Source organism: Carnobacterium sp. (assembly GCF_049673005.1).
Classification (GTDB): domain Bacteria; phylum Bacillota; class Bacilli; order Lactobacillales; family Carnobacteriaceae; genus Carnobacterium_A.
Map to the genome: position 1 here is coordinate 40,858 of NZ_JBATXB010000004.1, position 15,511 is coordinate 56,368.

Annotated in this window: 16 protein-coding genes and 1 other annotated feature; of the genes, 15 read left to right on the top strand and 1 reads right to left on the bottom strand. The window is 33.4% G+C overall.

Annotation, left to right across the window (positions count from 1 at the left end; genetic code table 11):
* Positions 1-85: 85 nt before the first annotated feature.
* Positions 86-403 (bottom strand): hypothetical protein, encoded by a 318-nt coding sequence (locus tag WBF61_RS00470; protein ID WP_424252950.1) that lies wholly within the window; start codon positions 401-403, stop codon positions 86-88.
* A gap of 167 nt (positions 404-570) precedes the next feature.
* Here WBF61_RS00470 and WBF61_RS00475 point away from each other — a divergent pair, with 167 nt between their 5' ends.
* The 15 genes from WBF61_RS00475 to priA all read left to right on the top strand — a co-directional run bounded on the left by WBF61_RS00475 (position 571) and on the right by priA (position 15,507).
* The gene (locus WBF61_RS00475; RefSeq protein WP_424252952.1) at positions 571-1,440 is read left to right on the top strand and encodes a DegV family protein; all 870 of its coding nucleotides are present in this window, start codon (positions 571-573) and stop codon (positions 1,438-1,440) included.
* A 237-nt stretch (positions 1,441-1,677) separates the two neighbouring features.
* Positions 1,678-1,724, top strand: a sequence feature (sodium ion sensor (DUF1646 type); this cis-regulatory element may regulate processes involved in with the transportation of sodium ions).
* Between the two features lie 43 nt (positions 1,725-1,767).
* Entirely contained in the window at positions 1,768-2,094 is a 327-nt protein-coding gene (locus WBF61_RS00480) for a hypothetical protein (protein ID WP_424252954.1), read from the top strand.
* Entirely contained in the window at positions 2,081-4,036 is a 1,956-nt protein-coding gene (locus WBF61_RS00485) for a V-type ATP synthase subunit I (RefSeq protein ID WP_424252956.1), read from the top strand. Before WBF61_RS00480 ends, WBF61_RS00485 begins: the two co-directional genes overlap by 14 nt.
* 42 nt (positions 4,037-4,078) lie before the next feature.
* Entirely contained in the window at positions 4,079-4,558 is a 480-nt protein-coding gene (locus WBF61_RS00490; RefSeq protein WP_085560144.1) for a V-type ATP synthase subunit K, read from the top strand.
* Positions 4,559-4,611: 53 nt separating this feature from the next.
* Entirely contained in the window at positions 4,612-5,193 is a 582-nt protein-coding gene (locus WBF61_RS00495) for a V-type ATP synthase subunit E (RefSeq protein ID WP_424252958.1), read from the top strand.
* An 18-nt stretch (positions 5,194-5,211) separates the two neighbouring features.
* Positions 5,212-6,216 carry a V-type ATP synthase subunit C gene (locus tag WBF61_RS00500; protein ID WP_424252960.1) on the top strand — a complete coding sequence of 335 codons (1,005 nt, stop codon included), beginning with the start codon at positions 5,212-5,214 and terminating at the stop codon, positions 6,214-6,216.
* Positions 6,206-6,517 (top strand): V-type ATP synthase subunit F, encoded by a 312-nt coding sequence (locus WBF61_RS00505; RefSeq protein WP_424252961.1) that lies wholly within the window; start codon positions 6,206-6,208, stop codon positions 6,515-6,517. The genes WBF61_RS00500 and WBF61_RS00505 overlap by 11 nt, the downstream gene beginning before the upstream one ends.
* A 12-nt stretch (positions 6,518-6,529) precedes the next feature.
* The gene (locus WBF61_RS00510) at positions 6,530-8,314 is read left to right on the top strand and encodes a V-type ATP synthase subunit A (protein WP_424252963.1); all 1,785 of its coding nucleotides are present in this window, start codon (positions 6,530-6,532) and stop codon (positions 8,312-8,314) included.
* Positions 8,307-9,683, top strand: coding sequence for a V-type ATP synthase subunit B (locus WBF61_RS00515; protein WP_424252964.1), 1,377 nt, complete (start codon positions 8,307-8,309; stop codon positions 9,681-9,683). Before WBF61_RS00510 ends, WBF61_RS00515 begins: the two co-directional genes overlap by 8 nt.
* A gap of 6 nt (positions 9,684-9,689) precedes the next feature.
* Positions 9,690-10,316, top strand: a complete 627-nt coding sequence (locus tag WBF61_RS00520) for a V-type ATP synthase subunit D (RefSeq protein ID WP_424252966.1) — start codon at positions 9,690-9,692, stop codon at positions 10,314-10,316.
* 250 nt (positions 10,317-10,566) lie between these two features.
* On the top strand, positions 10,567-10,788 hold the full coding sequence (locus WBF61_RS00525) for a YdbC family protein (protein WP_424252967.1): 222 nt from the start codon (positions 10,567-10,569) through the stop codon (positions 10,786-10,788).
* Between the two features lie 55 nt (positions 10,789-10,843).
* Entirely contained in the window at positions 10,844-11,458 is a 615-nt protein-coding gene (gene gmk, locus WBF61_RS00530) for a guanylate kinase (RefSeq protein ID WP_424252969.1), read from the top strand.
* 5 nt (positions 11,459-11,463) lie between these two features.
* On the top strand, positions 11,464-11,679 hold the full coding sequence (rpoZ, locus tag WBF61_RS00535; protein WP_424252970.1) for a DNA-directed RNA polymerase subunit omega: 216 nt from the start codon (positions 11,464-11,466) through the stop codon (positions 11,677-11,679).
* A gap of 193 nt (positions 11,680-11,872) precedes the next feature.
* On the top strand, positions 11,873-13,078 hold the full coding sequence (coaBC, locus tag WBF61_RS00540) for a bifunctional phosphopantothenoylcysteine decarboxylase/phosphopantothenate--cysteine ligase CoaBC (protein WP_424252972.1): 1,206 nt from the start codon (positions 11,873-11,875) through the stop codon (positions 13,076-13,078).
* Between the two features lie 14 nt (positions 13,079-13,092).
* Positions 13,093-15,507 (top strand): primosomal protein N', encoded by a 2,415-nt coding sequence (priA, locus tag WBF61_RS00545; protein ID WP_424252974.1) that lies wholly within the window; start codon positions 13,093-13,095, stop codon positions 15,505-15,507.
* Positions 15,508-15,511: the final 4 nt, after the last annotated feature.

Genomic DNA, 15,511 nt, shown 5'->3' on the forward strand with positions numbered 1-15,511 from the left:
AACTCTTACAAAATTTTATGTTTGTTTATCTGAAATATTATGGAATGTGTTTTCGTAAAGATACACATTAATAATGCTTTTAAATCTACGATAAACGAATATGTCGGATATCATTAAAAGAAAGCATATGAATTAGGTCGCAATCGCTACTTTCAAGTACAAGCATCCCTCTTTTATTTTCAATATGCTTGATTATCCCAATCTGTTCATTGATAAATAAATTATATTCAGTTTTATTCATTTGAAGTATAACTGATTTCTTACGTTCATAAGCTTGTGTTAAAAAATAAGTGATTTGAGGTTCTGGCATTTGAGAAAAAGGTTTAATTGATTTTGATTTACTTACCAAAGAAATTTTTTTACTGAAAAAAGTAGAATATTGTTCAGCTAAGTTCTTTTCCATATCGATTCCTCCGAACGTTTGTTTGATATCATCAGTATACGAACAAGCGTTCATATTTGCAAGTCTTTTAATATTTATTAGCGATAAAGTTTTCTTTCGCACTCATTGTAGTTATAATAGAATGAGTAAAGCTTAAATAGATAAAGCGATGATGAGGAGAAAATAGAATGACTTATAAAATAATGGCAGATGCTTGTTGTGATTTACCGCTAGAATTTGTGGAGAAAAATGATATTCATATAATTGATATGACGATTAATATAAATGGTAAAGAATACTTAGATGATTTAGGTAAAACATTTGATAGAGAGGCTTTTTTTCAATCAGTAAAGGATGGTCAAATTGCTACTACTTCCCAAATAAATATTGGCACTTATTTAGAAATATTTAATCAGTACATTAAAAAAGATGAACCGGTCCTTTATCTAGCCTTCTCATCAGGATTAAGTGGATCTTACAATAACGCAGTTGCAGCTCTTAATATACTGAAAGAAGAACATGAGTCAATTAAGATTACAATTATTGATACGTTATCTATTTGTCTCGGAGATGGTTTATTAATTTATGAAGCCGTTCAATTAAAAAAATCAGGTAAATCTCTACTAGAGGTAAAAGAATGGGTTGAAGAGAATAAATTCAAGCTGCATACTTGGATTACAGTAGAAGATATAAAGCATTTAGAACGAGGTGGGCGCATCTCAGCTGTTTCGGCAACGCTGGGAACATTACTGAATGTTAAACCTATTATTGTTGTGAACCGTACAGGAAAGTTAGTGCCATCTGCAAAAGTACGCGGCCGTAAAAAGTCATTACAATTTCTTGTTCAAAAAACTATAGAAGGAATAATAGAGCCAGAAAAACAGACACTTTTTATCGGACATGTAGGTGTTCCTGAAGATGCATTATGGATTAAAAATGCTCTTTTAGAAAAAATTAAAGTGAAGGATATTCAGATTTATCCATATGGACCAACAATTGCGGCACATACTGGATTTGGATCAATTGCAACTTTTTCATTTGGAGAAACTAGAAAATAACGTTGATTTATTCAAATCTTGTGTGTTGTAATTTAGGCTTAATAACGGTATAATAGACGATGTATACGTTTTAAATTAGTTGTTAAACAATTACCAGTACAAATTGTTTCTAAGGCAGATAAAGTTATTAAAAGAAATATATTTTGCGTGAGGACGTTTGTTTTAATAAAGGTACTTTGCTTACAATAGAATCTATATTTAAGTTGGATTTTTTTTCTTAATATAATAGAACAAAACGGTTGGGCGATAGCTTTCAAGGATAATTCTTCAAGGGGTGAGAAGAAGTCCTTTAAGCACGCCTATTTTTTATTTTGAGGAGGTGAAAGAATGAGTTTAGAAACAGTTCAATATGTCAAAGAAGCAGAAGAGAGAGCAGCGAAATTAGAATTAGATAGTCTCTCTGAAATGAAAAATATAAAAGCTGAAGCCCAAGTTACCATTGAAGAACATAAAAAAAGAGTATCCTTAGAATTAAAAGATTATGAGTTTAGTCAACAAAAAGAATACGACAAAAAAATAGCTTCTATAAAAGATGAAAAAGATAAAGTTGTTGCAGTCGAAGTAGAAGAGATGAAACAGTCCGTTCAGATGAATAAAACAAATGTAGTTAATGACATTGTTAAGGAGGTCGTCAATCGATATGGCAATAGCTAAAATGAAGAAAGTAACGCTCTTGGCTGAACAAACAGATAAAGACCTTCTTCTAAAAGCAGTACAGGAGCTACAAAAATTAGAATTACTTGACTTAACTACTTTAGAAGAATCAGCGCTTCTAGATTCTTATTCCAAAGAAAAACCCGCTGCTGAAAGAATGGAATATGAAGAACGTTTGAAAGATATTCAATATGCTCTATCTTATTTAAATCAAAATATTCCTAAAGCAGGAATGTTTGCAAAATTAAAAGCAGGTAGAGAAGAATATACTTTAGCAGAGTTAGAAGAATCAATTTCTGTTGCTCGGTTAAAAGAAATTTGCCAAGATGTTTCTGAAAAAGAAAAAGAGCTTATTCTTTTAGATCAAAAACAAAAGATGTTAAATGAAGAAGAATTCTTTTTACGTAAGTGGGAACCTTTAAATTTTAATCCTAATGACTTGACTAATTTTAAAGTTACTTCAGGACTTGTCGGAACAATTTCTTCAGGAAATGTATCAGAATTTAAAGAGGCGTTAAAAGAAACGGTTCCCAATTATGTTGACGAGATTTTTCACTATAAGGACGAAGCTGCTTATCTGATTATTACTGCTAAAGAAAACCAAAAAATAATTGAAGAAGTATTAAACCAATACCAGTTTACTAAATTCTCTTATCCGTATAAAACATTGCCCAAAGATGAGTTGCAAAGAAATTTATCCGAAAACAAGGCATTACAAGAAAAAGAACAGAAACTCAAAAAATCTTTGTTACAATTTTCTCCTCAGTTAAAAGAATTACAATTAGGGGAAGAATATTATTATAATTTACATCAAAGAGAAATTGGTAAAGATCTTCTACTAAATGGCAAAAGCTTGTTTTTATTAAATGGTTGGTTAGAAGAAGGACAACTTTCTGATTTAAGTAAATTATTAGATGAACATGTTGGAGAAAAAAATTACGCTGTTATCTCAGAAGAAATTAAAATGAAAGATTTTGATAGTGTTCCAGTGGTTTTAAATAATAATAAATTTGTAGAACCTTTTGAAAGTATTACTGAAATGTATAGTTTACCAAAATATAATGACATTGATCCGACACCATTTATGATGCCTTTCTACTTAGTATTCTTTGGTATGATGAGTGCAGATGTAGGTTATGGCTTAATCCTTTTAATAGGAACTCTAGCTGCTCAGAAACTATTTAAACTTGAACGTGGAATGGCTAAATTTATTCGATTTTTTAATTTACTATCTTATTCTGTAATTGTTTGGGGTCTAATTTATGGAAGTTTTATGGGTTACGAATTGCCTATTCAGCTACTATCTACGACATCCGATGTTATAACAATATTAATTATTTCAGTTATCTTTGGTTTTGTTCAACTTATATATGGTCTGCTGATTAATAGTGGCGTTAAGTGGAGAAAACAAGAACGTGCCTCTAGTTACGTTGATGGTATGGCTTGGGTTGGAATTCTGTTAGGCATAGCTTTATTAGTATTAGGAATGATGGTCTTTGATAGTCCGATTCTTAATTTGGTTGCCTATATTTTAATTGGAGTAAATGTCGTTGGGATTATTTTCGTGACAATGGTTTCTTCAGAAAGCAAAGGTCTTGGTGCTGCGCTCGGATTCTATAATTTATATGGTGTAACCGGATATGTAGGAGATTTAGTTAGTTATACTAGACTAATGGCATTAGGTATCTCAGGAGGAAGCATTGCAGCAGCGTTTAATATGATTGTTGATTTCCTTCCACCACTAGCTAAGTTTACTGTTGGAATAGTACTGTTTATCGCTTTACACTCTTTAAACATATTCTTAACGTATCTGAGTGCATATGTGCATACAGCAAGATTACAGTATGTTGAGTTTTTTGGTAAATTTTATGAAGGTGGCGGACATGCACTTAATCCGTTAAAAACTTTTGAAAAACATATTTATTTAAAGAAAAGACAGTAATAGTTAAAAAAAACTAAAACACAATAATGGAGGAATTTTATAATGGGAAACTTACTAACATTTTTAACTGAAAACAACGGTGGTTTATTTTTTGCAGCAATGGGTATTGGATTTGCAACAATCTTTTCAGGAATAGGTTCGGCTAAAGGTGTGGGTATGACTGGTGAAGCAGCTGCTGCATTGACAACAGAACAACCAGAAAAATTTGGACAAGCTTTGATTCTACAATTGCTACCAGGTACACAAGGATTATACGGATTCGTTATTGCGTTCTTAATTTACTTGAACACAGGTGCTGATACAACAGTAGCTCAAGGATTGTACTTGTTAATGGCTGCAATGCCTATTGCTTTTACTGGACTATTTTCAGGTATTGCTCAAGGACGAGTTGCTTCTGCTGGTATCCAAATTTTAGCTAAAAAACCAGAACATGCAACTAAAGGTATTATCTTTTCAGCGATGGTTGAAACTTATGCAATCTTAGGTTTCGTTATTTCATTCTTACTTGTACTAAACGTATAGAAAATTAGTTAGTTTCTATAGTAAAAAGAAATTGTTAAGAATGGAGGGAAATCATGTCAGATTTAAAGCTCATTACTGATCGTATGATTGAGAAAAAGAAAGCTGAAATACAAGAAACAATACACCAAATTGAGCTAGAAGCAAAAGAAACAATTGCATTAGCCGAAGTTAAATTGGCAGAAGAGAAAGAAAAACAATTAAAATTAATTGATAATCGTTTAGCAGAAGATTTTGAAAAGAATAAAAACAGTTTAGAAAATCAAAAAAGAAACACGATATTAGCTGAAAAACAGTATTTTTTATCTAATATATTTGAAGACGCTCAAAAAACTATGGAGAATTGGAACGACTCTGAATTCCAAGAATTTTTATTGTCTGTTTTGGTACAGTTTAGCTCGTTGGATACAATTGAATTGGTTCTCGGTGAACAATCTAGTACTAAAGTCTCTGAATCTTGGATTGTTAACGTTGTTCAAAAAAGCCTGCCTGTGACGCTATCTGCTGAAACAATTAATAGAAAAGCAGGTTTTATTATCAAAGATAGTACAGGTATCCAATACAATTATCTATTTGATTCATTAATTACTGAAGTTAGAAGTCAGTTAATACCATCCGTTTCAAAAAAATTATTTTAATAAAAAGGGGGAGAATAAATGAAGTCAACAGATTTTGCTGGGACTAATGCACGCATTCGTGTTTTCGAAAGCAACCTCCTTAAGAATGATCAATTTGAGCGGATGCTACAGTCGCCTAATTTCGAGGAAGCACTGAGTGTATTAAAAGATACACCTTATCGCAATGATATCGAAGAATTAAAGAAAACAAAAAACTATGATGTGTTGCTTGTAAATGAATTAAAACGTATGTACGAAGAATTGTTTACGATTAGTCCTGAGCCAGCTCTAATTGAGTTGTTTTCATTGCGCTATTCTTATCACAACTTGAAAGTCATGTTAAAAGAAAATTTAACTCAAAATGATTTTTCTGACATGCTTATACCGATTGGAAAAGAATCACTTTTATCGTTAAAACAAGCTGTAGAAACTGAAAAATCAGATGAATTAAATCAAGAATACCTGAATAGTATTAAAGAAGTTAAGACAGATTATGAAGAATATCATAATGTGCAATCTATCGATATTATTTTAGATCGCCGTTATTTTACTCATTTAAAACATTTGGCAGAAAGTATTGGGAATCCAAAAGTGCTTGATTTGATTACAACGTTGGTAGATTTGAACAACTTATCTACATTATCTAGAGCAATCAAACAAGAACGATCTCAAAACTTTTTAACAACTATTTTATCTAGTTCAGGAAGTATTTCGAAAAAAGAGTTGATAGAACTTGGTACTGAAAATTTGGTTGATGCAGGGAAAAAGCTTGCTGATGGAAAATACCGTGAGATTATTTTGAACTCTATTGACCCAGAAACTCAAGAGCTTTCACCTGTAAAACTCGATTTACAAACAGATAATGCTTATATGGAAAAAATGAAAGATGCTAAATTGGAAGTTTTTGGACCGATGCCTTTATTGGCTTATATTTACGCTAAAGAAAATGAAGTGAAAAATTTACGCTTAATTTTAGTAGGCAAAGAAAACAGTCTTCCAATTAAAGAGATAAGAGAAAGGATGCGAATCATTTATGGCTTATAAAATTGGAGTAGTTGGCGATAAAGATTCCATTCTACCTTTTAAAATTCTAGGGTTTGATATTTTTTACGCATCTGAAGCTAAAGAAGCCAGACGTCTTGTTGACCGATTAGCTAAAGAAAATTATGGAATTATTTATTTAACTGAACCATTAGGAAAATTAATACCTGAAACAATTGAACGATATGATCAAGTAGCTCAACCCGCTGTTATTTTAATACCCAATCATTTAGGATCATTGGATATTGGTAAAAATAGAATTCAACAAAATGTTGAAAAAGCAGTTGGACAAAATATTTTATAGGAGGTTACCAGTTTGAACAAAGGAAGAATTGTGAGTGTCTCTGGACCATTGGTTACGGCTGAAGGAATGGAGCAAGCCAACATTCAAGATATTTGTAAAGTTGGTAAACTTGGATTAATAGGTGAAGTCATCGAAATGCGTAATGACATAGCTTCAATTCAAGTTTATGAAGAAACATCAATGATTGGACCCGGAGAACCAGTAGAGACTACTGGAGAAGCTTTATCAGTTGAATTGGCTCCTGGAATGATTTCACAGATGTTTGACGGGATTCAACGCCCTTTAGATAAATTTATGAAAAAGACAGAAAGTAACTATTTAATTCGTGGTATTTCAATTGAACCATTGAGCCGTACAGATAAATGGGACTTTACACCAACTGTAGAAGTTGGAACTAAAGTAATTGCAGGAGATATTATTGGAACGGTTCCTGAGACCAAAGTTATCGTACACAAAATTATGGTTCCATATGGCGTTGAAGGAACGGTTACAAGCATTAAATATGGTAGTTTTGATATCAATGAGACAATCTACACACTAGATACTGAAGATGGATTAAAAGAATTCACAATGATGCAAAAATGGCCAGTTAGAAAAAGTCGTCCAACGGCTAAGAAATTAAATCCAGTTGAGCCAATGATCACAGGACAACGTGTTATTGATACACTATTCCCTGTAGCAAAAGGTGGAGCGGCAGCAGTTCCTGGTCCTTTTGGTGCCGGTAAAACAGTTGTTCAACACCAAATTGCTAAGTGGGCTGATGTTGATTTAGTAGTTTATGTTGGTTGTGGTGAACGTGGAAATGAAATGACTGACGTAATTAATGAGTTTCCAGAATTAGTAGATCCAAATACAGGCGAATCAATTATGGAACGTACAATCTTGATTGCGAATACCTCAAATATGCCTGTTGCGGCTCGTGAAGCTTCTATTTACACAGGTATTACAATTGCAGAGTATTTTAGAGATATGGGATATAGTGTCGCGATTATGGCTGACTCAACTTCACGTTGGGCTGAAGCACTTCGTGAAATGTCAGGTCGTCTAGAAGAGATGCCAGGAGATGAAGGGTATCCAGCTTACCTTGGTAGTCGAATTGCAGAATTTTATGAGCGTGCTGGTAAAGTGATTACAATCGGATCTGAAGGCCGTGGAGGAAGTATTACTGCGATTGGTGCAGTTTCGCCCCCAGGTGGAGATACATCAGAACCTGTAACACAAAATACATTGCGTGTAGCTAAAGTGTTTTGGAGTTTAGATAATTTATTAGCTCAAAAACGTCACTTCCCATCGATTAACTGGTTGTCTTCTTATTCATTGTATTCATCTGAATTAGGAACATACATTGGCGAAGCATTGGGTAAAGATTGGACAGGTATGGTTAGAAGAACAATGACATTATTACAAGATGAATCTGAATTAGAAGAAATTGTTCGTTTAGTTGGTGTTGAATCTTTATCAGAAACTGACCGTTTAAAACTTGAAGTGGCTAAAATGATCCGTGAAGATTTCTTACAACAAAATGCTTTTGATGATGTTGATACGTATACATCAAGAGAAAAACAATATGAAATGCTTTCTACTATTCTTGATTTTGAAGATGAAGCTTTAGCAGGGATGAAACTAGGTTCTTATTTCAATGAAATTGTTAAAGGTACCGTTTCTGTTCGTGAAAGAATTGGACGTAGCAAATACATTCCAGAAGAAAAAATTGGAGAATTTGCAGTATTAAAAGAAGATATTAAAAATACTATCCATCAAATCGTTGAAGAAGGGGGAATGGACTCAGATGCTTAAAGAATACAAAACAGTAACAGAAGTTGTCGGCCCCTTAATGGCAGTTGAAGGTGTAGAAGGCGTTAAATTTGATGAATTAGTTGATATTCAAATGCAAAACGGTGAAAAAAGACGTGGACAAGTTCTAGAGATTAATGGCGATAAAGCGATGGTTCAAATCTTTGAAGGCTCAAGTGGAATAAACTTGAAAGATACAAAAGTTCGTTTCTTAGGTAGACCTTTATCGTTAGACGTTTCAGAAGACATGGTTGGTCGAGTTTTTGATGGAATGGGAAGAATCAATGATAATGGTCCTGAATTAATTCCTGAAAAATCACTAGATGTAAATGGTGAAGCAATCAATCCGATGGCTCGCGATTATCCAGATGAATTTATTCAAACGGGTATTTCTTCAATTGATCATTTAAATACACTAGTAAGAGGTCAAAAATTGCCTGTGTTTTCAGGGTCAGGACTGCCACATAAAGAACTAGCAGCTCAGATCGCTAGACAAGCAGCTGTTTTAAATTCTGATGAGGATTTTGCTATCGTATTTGCTGCGATTGGTATTACTTTTGAAGAAGCTGAATTTTTTATGGAAGACTTCCGTAAAACTGGAGCGATTGATCACTCAGTCATGTTCATTAACTTAGCAGATGATCCTGCTATAGAACGTATTGCAACACCAAAAATGGCACTAACTGCAGCAGAATATTTAGCTTACGAGAAAGATATGCATGTTCTTGTTATTATGACAGATATGACTAACTACTGTGAAGCTCTAAGAGAGATATCTGCAGCGAGACGTGAAGTACCCGGAAGACGTGGATACCCAGGTTACTTGTATACAAACCTTGCAACATTGTTTGAACGTGCAGGACGTCTAGTAGGTGGAAAAGGTTCTGTTACACAAATTCCAATACTAACAATGCCTGAGGATGATATTACTCACCCAATACCAGATTTAACGGGATATATTACTGAAGGACAGATTATTTTATCAAGAGATTTGTTTAACAGTGGAATCCAGCCTCCAATTGATGTACTTCCGTCATTGTCTCGTCTGAAAGACAAAGGTACAGGAGAAGGAAAAACAAGAAAAGATCACGCTGCAACAATGAATCAATTATTTGCTGCTTACGCTGAAGGTAAACAAGCGAAAGAATTAGCAGTCGTTTTAGGAGAATCTGCTCTTTCTGAGACAGATAAAATGTTTGCTGAATTTGGTGAACGTTTTGAAAAGGAATATGTAAACCAAGGGAACTATACAAACCGTACGATTGAAGAATCATTAGATCTGGCTTGGGAATTACTAGCTATCTTACCAAGAACAGAATTAAAACGAATCAAAGATGATATGTTAGACGAATACCTGCCGAAAGGGGAATGAGTCTAAATGGCAAAGTTAAACGTTAACCCTACAAGAATGGAATTAACCATTTTAAAACAACGGTTAAGCACAGCAACTCGTGGTCATAAGTTATTGAAAGATAAACAAGATGAGTTGATGCGTCAATTCATTACTTTAATCAGAAAAAACAATGAATTGCGTTCAATAGTTGAGGAGAAATTAACTAGTGCTATGCAATCATTTGTAATGGCTAAGGCTTTATTAAACGAAAATTTTATTGAAGAGTTGGTAGCTATACCGCCACGTTCAGTTGAATTAGAAATGTATCAAAAAAATATTATGAGTGTTTCAGTACCTGTTATGAATTTCGGATACGATGAAAGTCAAGATACGAATGAATTAAGGTATGGTTACTTGAATTCAAATAGTGAACTGGATACATCAATTGAAAAAATGTCAGCAGTAATGGCTGAACTACTTGAACTTTCTGAAATTGAAAAAACATGTCAATTGATGGCAGATGAAATTGAGAAAACGCGTCGTCGTGTCAATGCTTTAGAGTATATGACAATACCTCAGTTAGAAGAAACTATTTATTTCATTCAAATGAAACTAGATGAAAATGAAAGAGCCAATATAACCCGATTAATGAAAGTTAAAGATATGGGTTAATTTTCTGAAATTTTTATAATAGATTATCAAAAAAGTAGTGTGAACAATTTTATTTGTTCACACTACTTTTTTTATTTTCTTTGAGAGCCCTTCTCAAATTTCATAAATACACTAACATCATAGTATAAATAATTGAAAAATAAAGAAATGCATACACCATTTGTGTTTTTTATGGTACACTAAAAGACAAATGCTTATTACTAGTTGTTAATGAAACTTGATTAATTTTTTTATGTGAGGTGTAGAAACGATGGCTCAGAGTTTTTCATACGAAATAATGGAAGAAATGGCTGTACTGTCAAAAAATAATAAAGGTTGGCAGAAAGAATTAAATTTAGTGAGTTGGAATGGCAATCAACCCAAATTTGATATTCGAGATTGGGCACCAAATCATGAAAAGATGGGAAAAGGTTTAACATTATCAAATGAAGAGATGGAGACTCTAAAAAAATTCTTATTAACTCTCGATTAAAACAATTTGATAAAAAAGAATAAACTTATTTTTTTAGAATGGAAAGGATTTTGACATGATAGATCGTGGACTTTTAATTGTTCTTTCAGGACCCTCAGGTGTCGGAAAAGGAACTGTGAGGAAAGCTATTTTTGAGCAAGAAGAAAATAACTTAGAATATTCTATTTCAATGACTACTCGTAAAGCAAGAGCAGGAGAAATAGATGGAAGTGATTATTTTTTTAGAACAAAAGAACAATTTGAAGATTTAATCAAAAAAGACGGTTTATTAGAATACGCAGAATACGTTGGAAATTATTACGGAACACCTTTAGAGTATGTAAATCAAACTCTTGCGAGTGGAAAAGATGTATTTTTAGAGATAGAAGTTCAGGGTGCTTTACAGGTGCGAGAAAAAATGCCTGAAGGGATCTTTATTTTCTTAACTCCACCAGGACTAAAGGAATTAAAATCACGTATAGTAGGCAGAGGAACAGATGAATCAAGTGTTATAGAGAGTCGTATGGAAAAAGCTATTGAAGAAATCAATTTGATGCAGCACTATGATTATGCGGTTGAAAATGATAAAGTAGAAAATGCTGTTATTAAAATTAAAAATATTGTTGAATGTGAACATTTAAAAGTATCACGTGTAGTTCATCGATATAAAAAAATGATTGAGGAGTTGTAAAAGTTATGATGTTATTGCCATCTATTGATAGTTTATTAGAAAAAATTGATTCAAAATATTCATTAGTTATTTTAGCAAGTAAACGTGCACATGAGTTGGAAGCTAAAGCAATGCCTATGTTAGAAAATTACCAATCGCACAAAAACGTGGGACGTGCACTAGAAGAAATTGATGCAGGTGATTTAGTTATCGATCCTACTACAGTTGGACCTACAGAGTAACTTTTTTTAATGGTTAATAATTTTCCATATGTGCTCCAAAATAGGTGTTTACCTGTTTTTGGAGCTTTTTTATTTTAAGTAGAGTAAGAAAAAGGATGAATTATAAGGTTCACAAGACAAATGCACCATTTTTTAGTAAACTATAATAAGGTATAATTATCGTATTGCTCTATTTTGAAGGAGGCTAGGCGGGATGTTAGAAAATAAAAACGTCGCATTATATGTTTCTGGTGGTATAGCGGCTTATAAAGCTGCTGATTTAGTTAGACGGCTTATTAAGCAAGGAGCGAATGTAAAAGTAGGTATGACTGCATCAGCTATGGAGTTTATAACTCCTTTGACTTTTCAAATATTAAGCAAGCATCATGTATATACAGATACATTTGATGAAAGAGAAGAAGATAAAGTTAGCCACATTCATTTGGCTGATTGGACGGATATAGCTATCATCGCTCCGGCGACAGCTAATGTAATCGCTAAGGTAGCGAATGGTATAGCTGATGACTTCGTAACGACTGCTCTACTAGCTACCACCGCTCCAATTTTTGTTGTTCCTGCAATGAATTCACATATGTTAGAGAATCCAGCCACGGTGCGTAATCTTGCAACTTTAAGAGCTGATAATCGATTTGTTATGGAACCAGAAACAGGCTTTCTTGCAGAAGGGTATGAGGGGAAAGGTAGGTTACCTGAACCTTCAACAATTGTTGAGTCAGTAAAACAATTTATAGTATCCCAACAACTAGACTTACCTTTAAAACATAAACGTATTATTATTACAGCAGGTGGGACAAAAGAACGTATTGACCCTGTAAGGTATATAACAAATGATTCTTCTGGGAAAATGGGTTATAGCCTAGCAAGTGTTGCAAGAGACATGGGGGCGCATGTGCTTCTTATCTCTGCAACAAAACAATTAAAGAGACCTTTGGGAGTAGATGTTGTGGAAGTTGATTCTGCTTCAGAAATGCTTGAGGCAGTAATGGCAGAATATGATAGTGCCGATATCGTTGTGATGGCTGCAGCTGTCTCTGATTATCGACCAAAAAAACAAGCTGCTAAGAAGATAAAGAAAAGTGATGAGTCTCTTACTATCGAGTTAGAAAAAACAACGGATATTTTGTATCAATTAGGTCATACAAAAAAAAATCAGTTTCTTATCGGTTTTGCTGCAGAAACAAATAATCTCGAAGTCTATGCTAAAGAAAAATTGGAAAGAAAAAAAGCAGATATGATAGTCGCTAATGATGTCTCAAAAGCAGATGTTGGATTCAATAAAGATACAAATGAAGTAACCATTTTTATACCAAATAGCGAGCCAACGATTGTTTCTATTCGAAGCAAGAAAGAGGTTGCTATAGAAATTTTTAATGTAGCCATAAAGCAAATGAGAAGGTGAGGAAGTGATAAAGAGTGGTTTCAATTGCTAAGGTTATTGTTGATGTTCCAACGATGCAAACAAATAAACCATACGATTATTTGATACCAACTGAATTCGATGAACAAATAATGCCTGGTATGCGGGTAGAAGTTCCTTTCGGTCAGGGAGCTAGAAAAGTTCAAGGATTTGTTGTTGAAATTACTCAAACAAGTAGTTTTGAAGGAAATCTAAAAGCTATAGCTAATTTGATGGATTTGACAGCTGTTTTAAACCATGAATTGTTGTTATTAGGTCGAGAAATGGCAGAATGGACTTTTTCTTTTCGAATTACTTGTTATCAGACGATGTTGCCTGCAATGTTAAGAGCAAAATATGAAAAAAAAGTAAAAATAATAGACGAGATACCAGCAGATTTGGCGGGTGAATTATTTAAAGGTCGAAATGAATTGACTTGGGATGAAGCGACTGAAAGAGGTTTATTGCCTCAATTATTAAACTTAAAGAAAAAAGAACTTGTTGAATTAACCTATGTTGTTAAAAATCAAGCTAAGACAAAAAAAAGAAGAATGATTCACTCTAACCTAACTTTTCAACAATTAGAGGAAGAAATAATAGGATTAGGTAAAAGAGCGCCAAAACAATCACAGCTATTAAAACAACTTCAATTACTAAATAATAAACCTATTAGTACTAGCAAGATGACTAAAAAATATGGAGTATCTTCTGCTATTTTAAGAGAAGCTGAAAATAAAAAATGGCTTACTTTTTTTGAAGAAGAAATTTACCGTGATCCGTTTAAAAATAAAGAATTTAAAAAAACTGAACCATTTTCATTAAATGATAGTCAAGAAAAAGCTTTGACTCCAATAATTAAGGCAGTTAAAGAACATGAAAAAGAAGTGTTTTTACTTAAAGGTGTAACGGGTAGCGGAAAAACAGAAATCTACTTACAGACAATAGCTGAAACATTAAAGAATGGTCAATCAGCTTTAATGCTTGTTCCGGAAATAGCTTTAACTCCACAAATGGTTAACTCTTTTAAAGGTCGATTCGGAGAATCTGTTGCTGTTTTACACAGTGGTTTATCAATTGGTGAAAAATATGATGAATGGCGCAAAATAGAAAGACAAGAGGCTAAGGTAGTTGTTGGTGCACGATCTTCAATTTTTGCTCCTGTAACTAATATCGGAGTTATTATTATTGATGAAGAACATGAAGGAACCTATAAACAAGATGAAAATCCACGTTACCATGCTAAAGATATAGCTATTTGGAGAGCAACTTATCATAATTGTCCGGTTATACTAGGTAGTGCAACTCCTTCGCTAGAATCCAGGGCACGTGCTCATAAAAAAGTATACACATTACTTGAATTACCAGAACGTGTGAATAAGAAAGATTTACCAGAAGTAGAGATTGTCGATATGCGAGAAGAAGTGAAGAATGGCAATCGTAGTAATTTTTCAACACTATTGCTAGAAAAAATAAGGGATCGCATGGCTAAAAAAGAACAAATTGTTCTTTTACTAAATCGTCGAGGATATTCTTCATTTGTTATGTGTCGAGATTGTGGCTTTGTTTTACCTTGTCCTAACTGTGATATCTCTTTAACATTGCATATGGATACAAAAACAATGAAATGTCATTATTGTGGACATGAAGAAGGAATCCCTCGCATCTGTCCAAGTTGTAACGGGCATAAAATTCGTTATTATGGAACAGGGACACAAAAAATAGAAGAAGAATTAAAAGATATTATTCCTGAAGCAAGGGTTATTAGGATGGATGTTGATACAACTAGAAAAAAAGGAGCTCATGAAAAATTATTATCAGCTTTTGGAAACAAAGAAGCGGATATTCTATTGGGTACTCAGATGATTGCAAAAGGGTTAGATTTTCCTAACATCACGCTAGCGGGAGTATTAAATGCAGACACCGGCTTAGGTTTGCCAGATTTTAGGGCGAGTGAACGCACATTTCAATTATTGACTCAAGTAAGTGGGCGAGCAGGAAGAGCCGATTTAACAGGAGAAGTTATTGTTCAGACGTTTAACCCAGAACATTACTCTATTCAGTTAGCTAAAAAACATGATTATGATGCATTTTATCAAAAAGAAATGCTTTTAAGACATAGAGGGAATTATCCACCATTTTATTTTACGATTTTGATTACGACAAGTCACGTGGAAGAATTAATGGCTTCTAAAAAAATGTTGGAAATAGTTGAATCAATAAGACCGAATTTAAAACCAGAAACGATTTTATTGGGTCCTACTCCAAAAGCGGTTGCGCGAGTGAACAATCGGTATTATTATCAGACAATTATTAAATATAAGCAGGAACCATCACTATTTCCACAATTACAAGAACTACTGAATCAATCTCAAAAAGAAATGGCTAAAGGTTTGCAAATTGCTATTGATTCTGAGCCTATGCACTTCATTTAATGAT

Excerpts from the sequence above, each read along its gene's own strand:
- WBF61_RS00470 (WP_424252950.1), bottom strand. The coding sequence starts at position 403 with ATGGAAAAGAACTTAGCTGAACAATATTCTACTTTTTTCAGTAAAAAA.
- WBF61_RS00475 (WP_424252952.1), top strand. The coding sequence starts at position 571 with ATGACTTATAAAATAATGGCAGATGCTTGTTGTGATTTACCGCTAGAA.
- WBF61_RS00480 (WP_424252954.1), top strand. The coding sequence starts at position 1,768 with ATGAGTTTAGAAACAGTTCAATATGTCAAAGAAGCAGAAGAGAGAGCA.
- WBF61_RS00485 (WP_424252956.1), top strand. The coding sequence starts at position 2,081 with ATGGCAATAGCTAAAATGAAGAAAGTAACGCTCTTGGCTGAACAAACA.
- WBF61_RS00490 (WP_085560144.1), top strand. The coding sequence starts at position 4,079 with ATGGGAAACTTACTAACATTTTTAACTGAAAACAACGGTGGTTTATTT.
- WBF61_RS00495 (WP_424252958.1), top strand. The coding sequence starts at position 4,612 with ATGTCAGATTTAAAGCTCATTACTGATCGTATGATTGAGAAAAAGAAA.
- WBF61_RS00500 (WP_424252960.1), top strand. The coding sequence starts at position 5,212 with ATGAAGTCAACAGATTTTGCTGGGACTAATGCACGCATTCGTGTTTTC.
- WBF61_RS00505 (WP_424252961.1), top strand. The coding sequence starts at position 6,206 with ATGGCTTATAAAATTGGAGTAGTTGGCGATAAAGATTCCATTCTACCT.
- WBF61_RS00515 (WP_424252964.1), top strand. The coding sequence starts at position 8,307 with ATGCTTAAAGAATACAAAACAGTAACAGAAGTTGTCGGCCCCTTAATG.
- WBF61_RS00520 (WP_424252966.1), top strand. The coding sequence starts at position 9,690 with ATGGCAAAGTTAAACGTTAACCCTACAAGAATGGAATTAACCATTTTA.
- WBF61_RS00525 (WP_424252967.1), top strand. The coding sequence starts at position 10,567 with ATGGCTCAGAGTTTTTCATACGAAATAATGGAAGAAATGGCTGTACTG.
- gmk (WP_424252969.1), top strand. The coding sequence starts at position 10,844 with ATGATAGATCGTGGACTTTTAATTGTTCTTTCAGGACCCTCAGGTGTC.
- rpoZ (WP_424252970.1), top strand. The coding sequence starts at position 11,464 with ATGATGTTATTGCCATCTATTGATAGTTTATTAGAAAAAATTGATTCA.
- coaBC (WP_424252972.1), top strand. The coding sequence starts at position 11,873 with ATGTTAGAAAATAAAAACGTCGCATTATATGTTTCTGGTGGTATAGCG.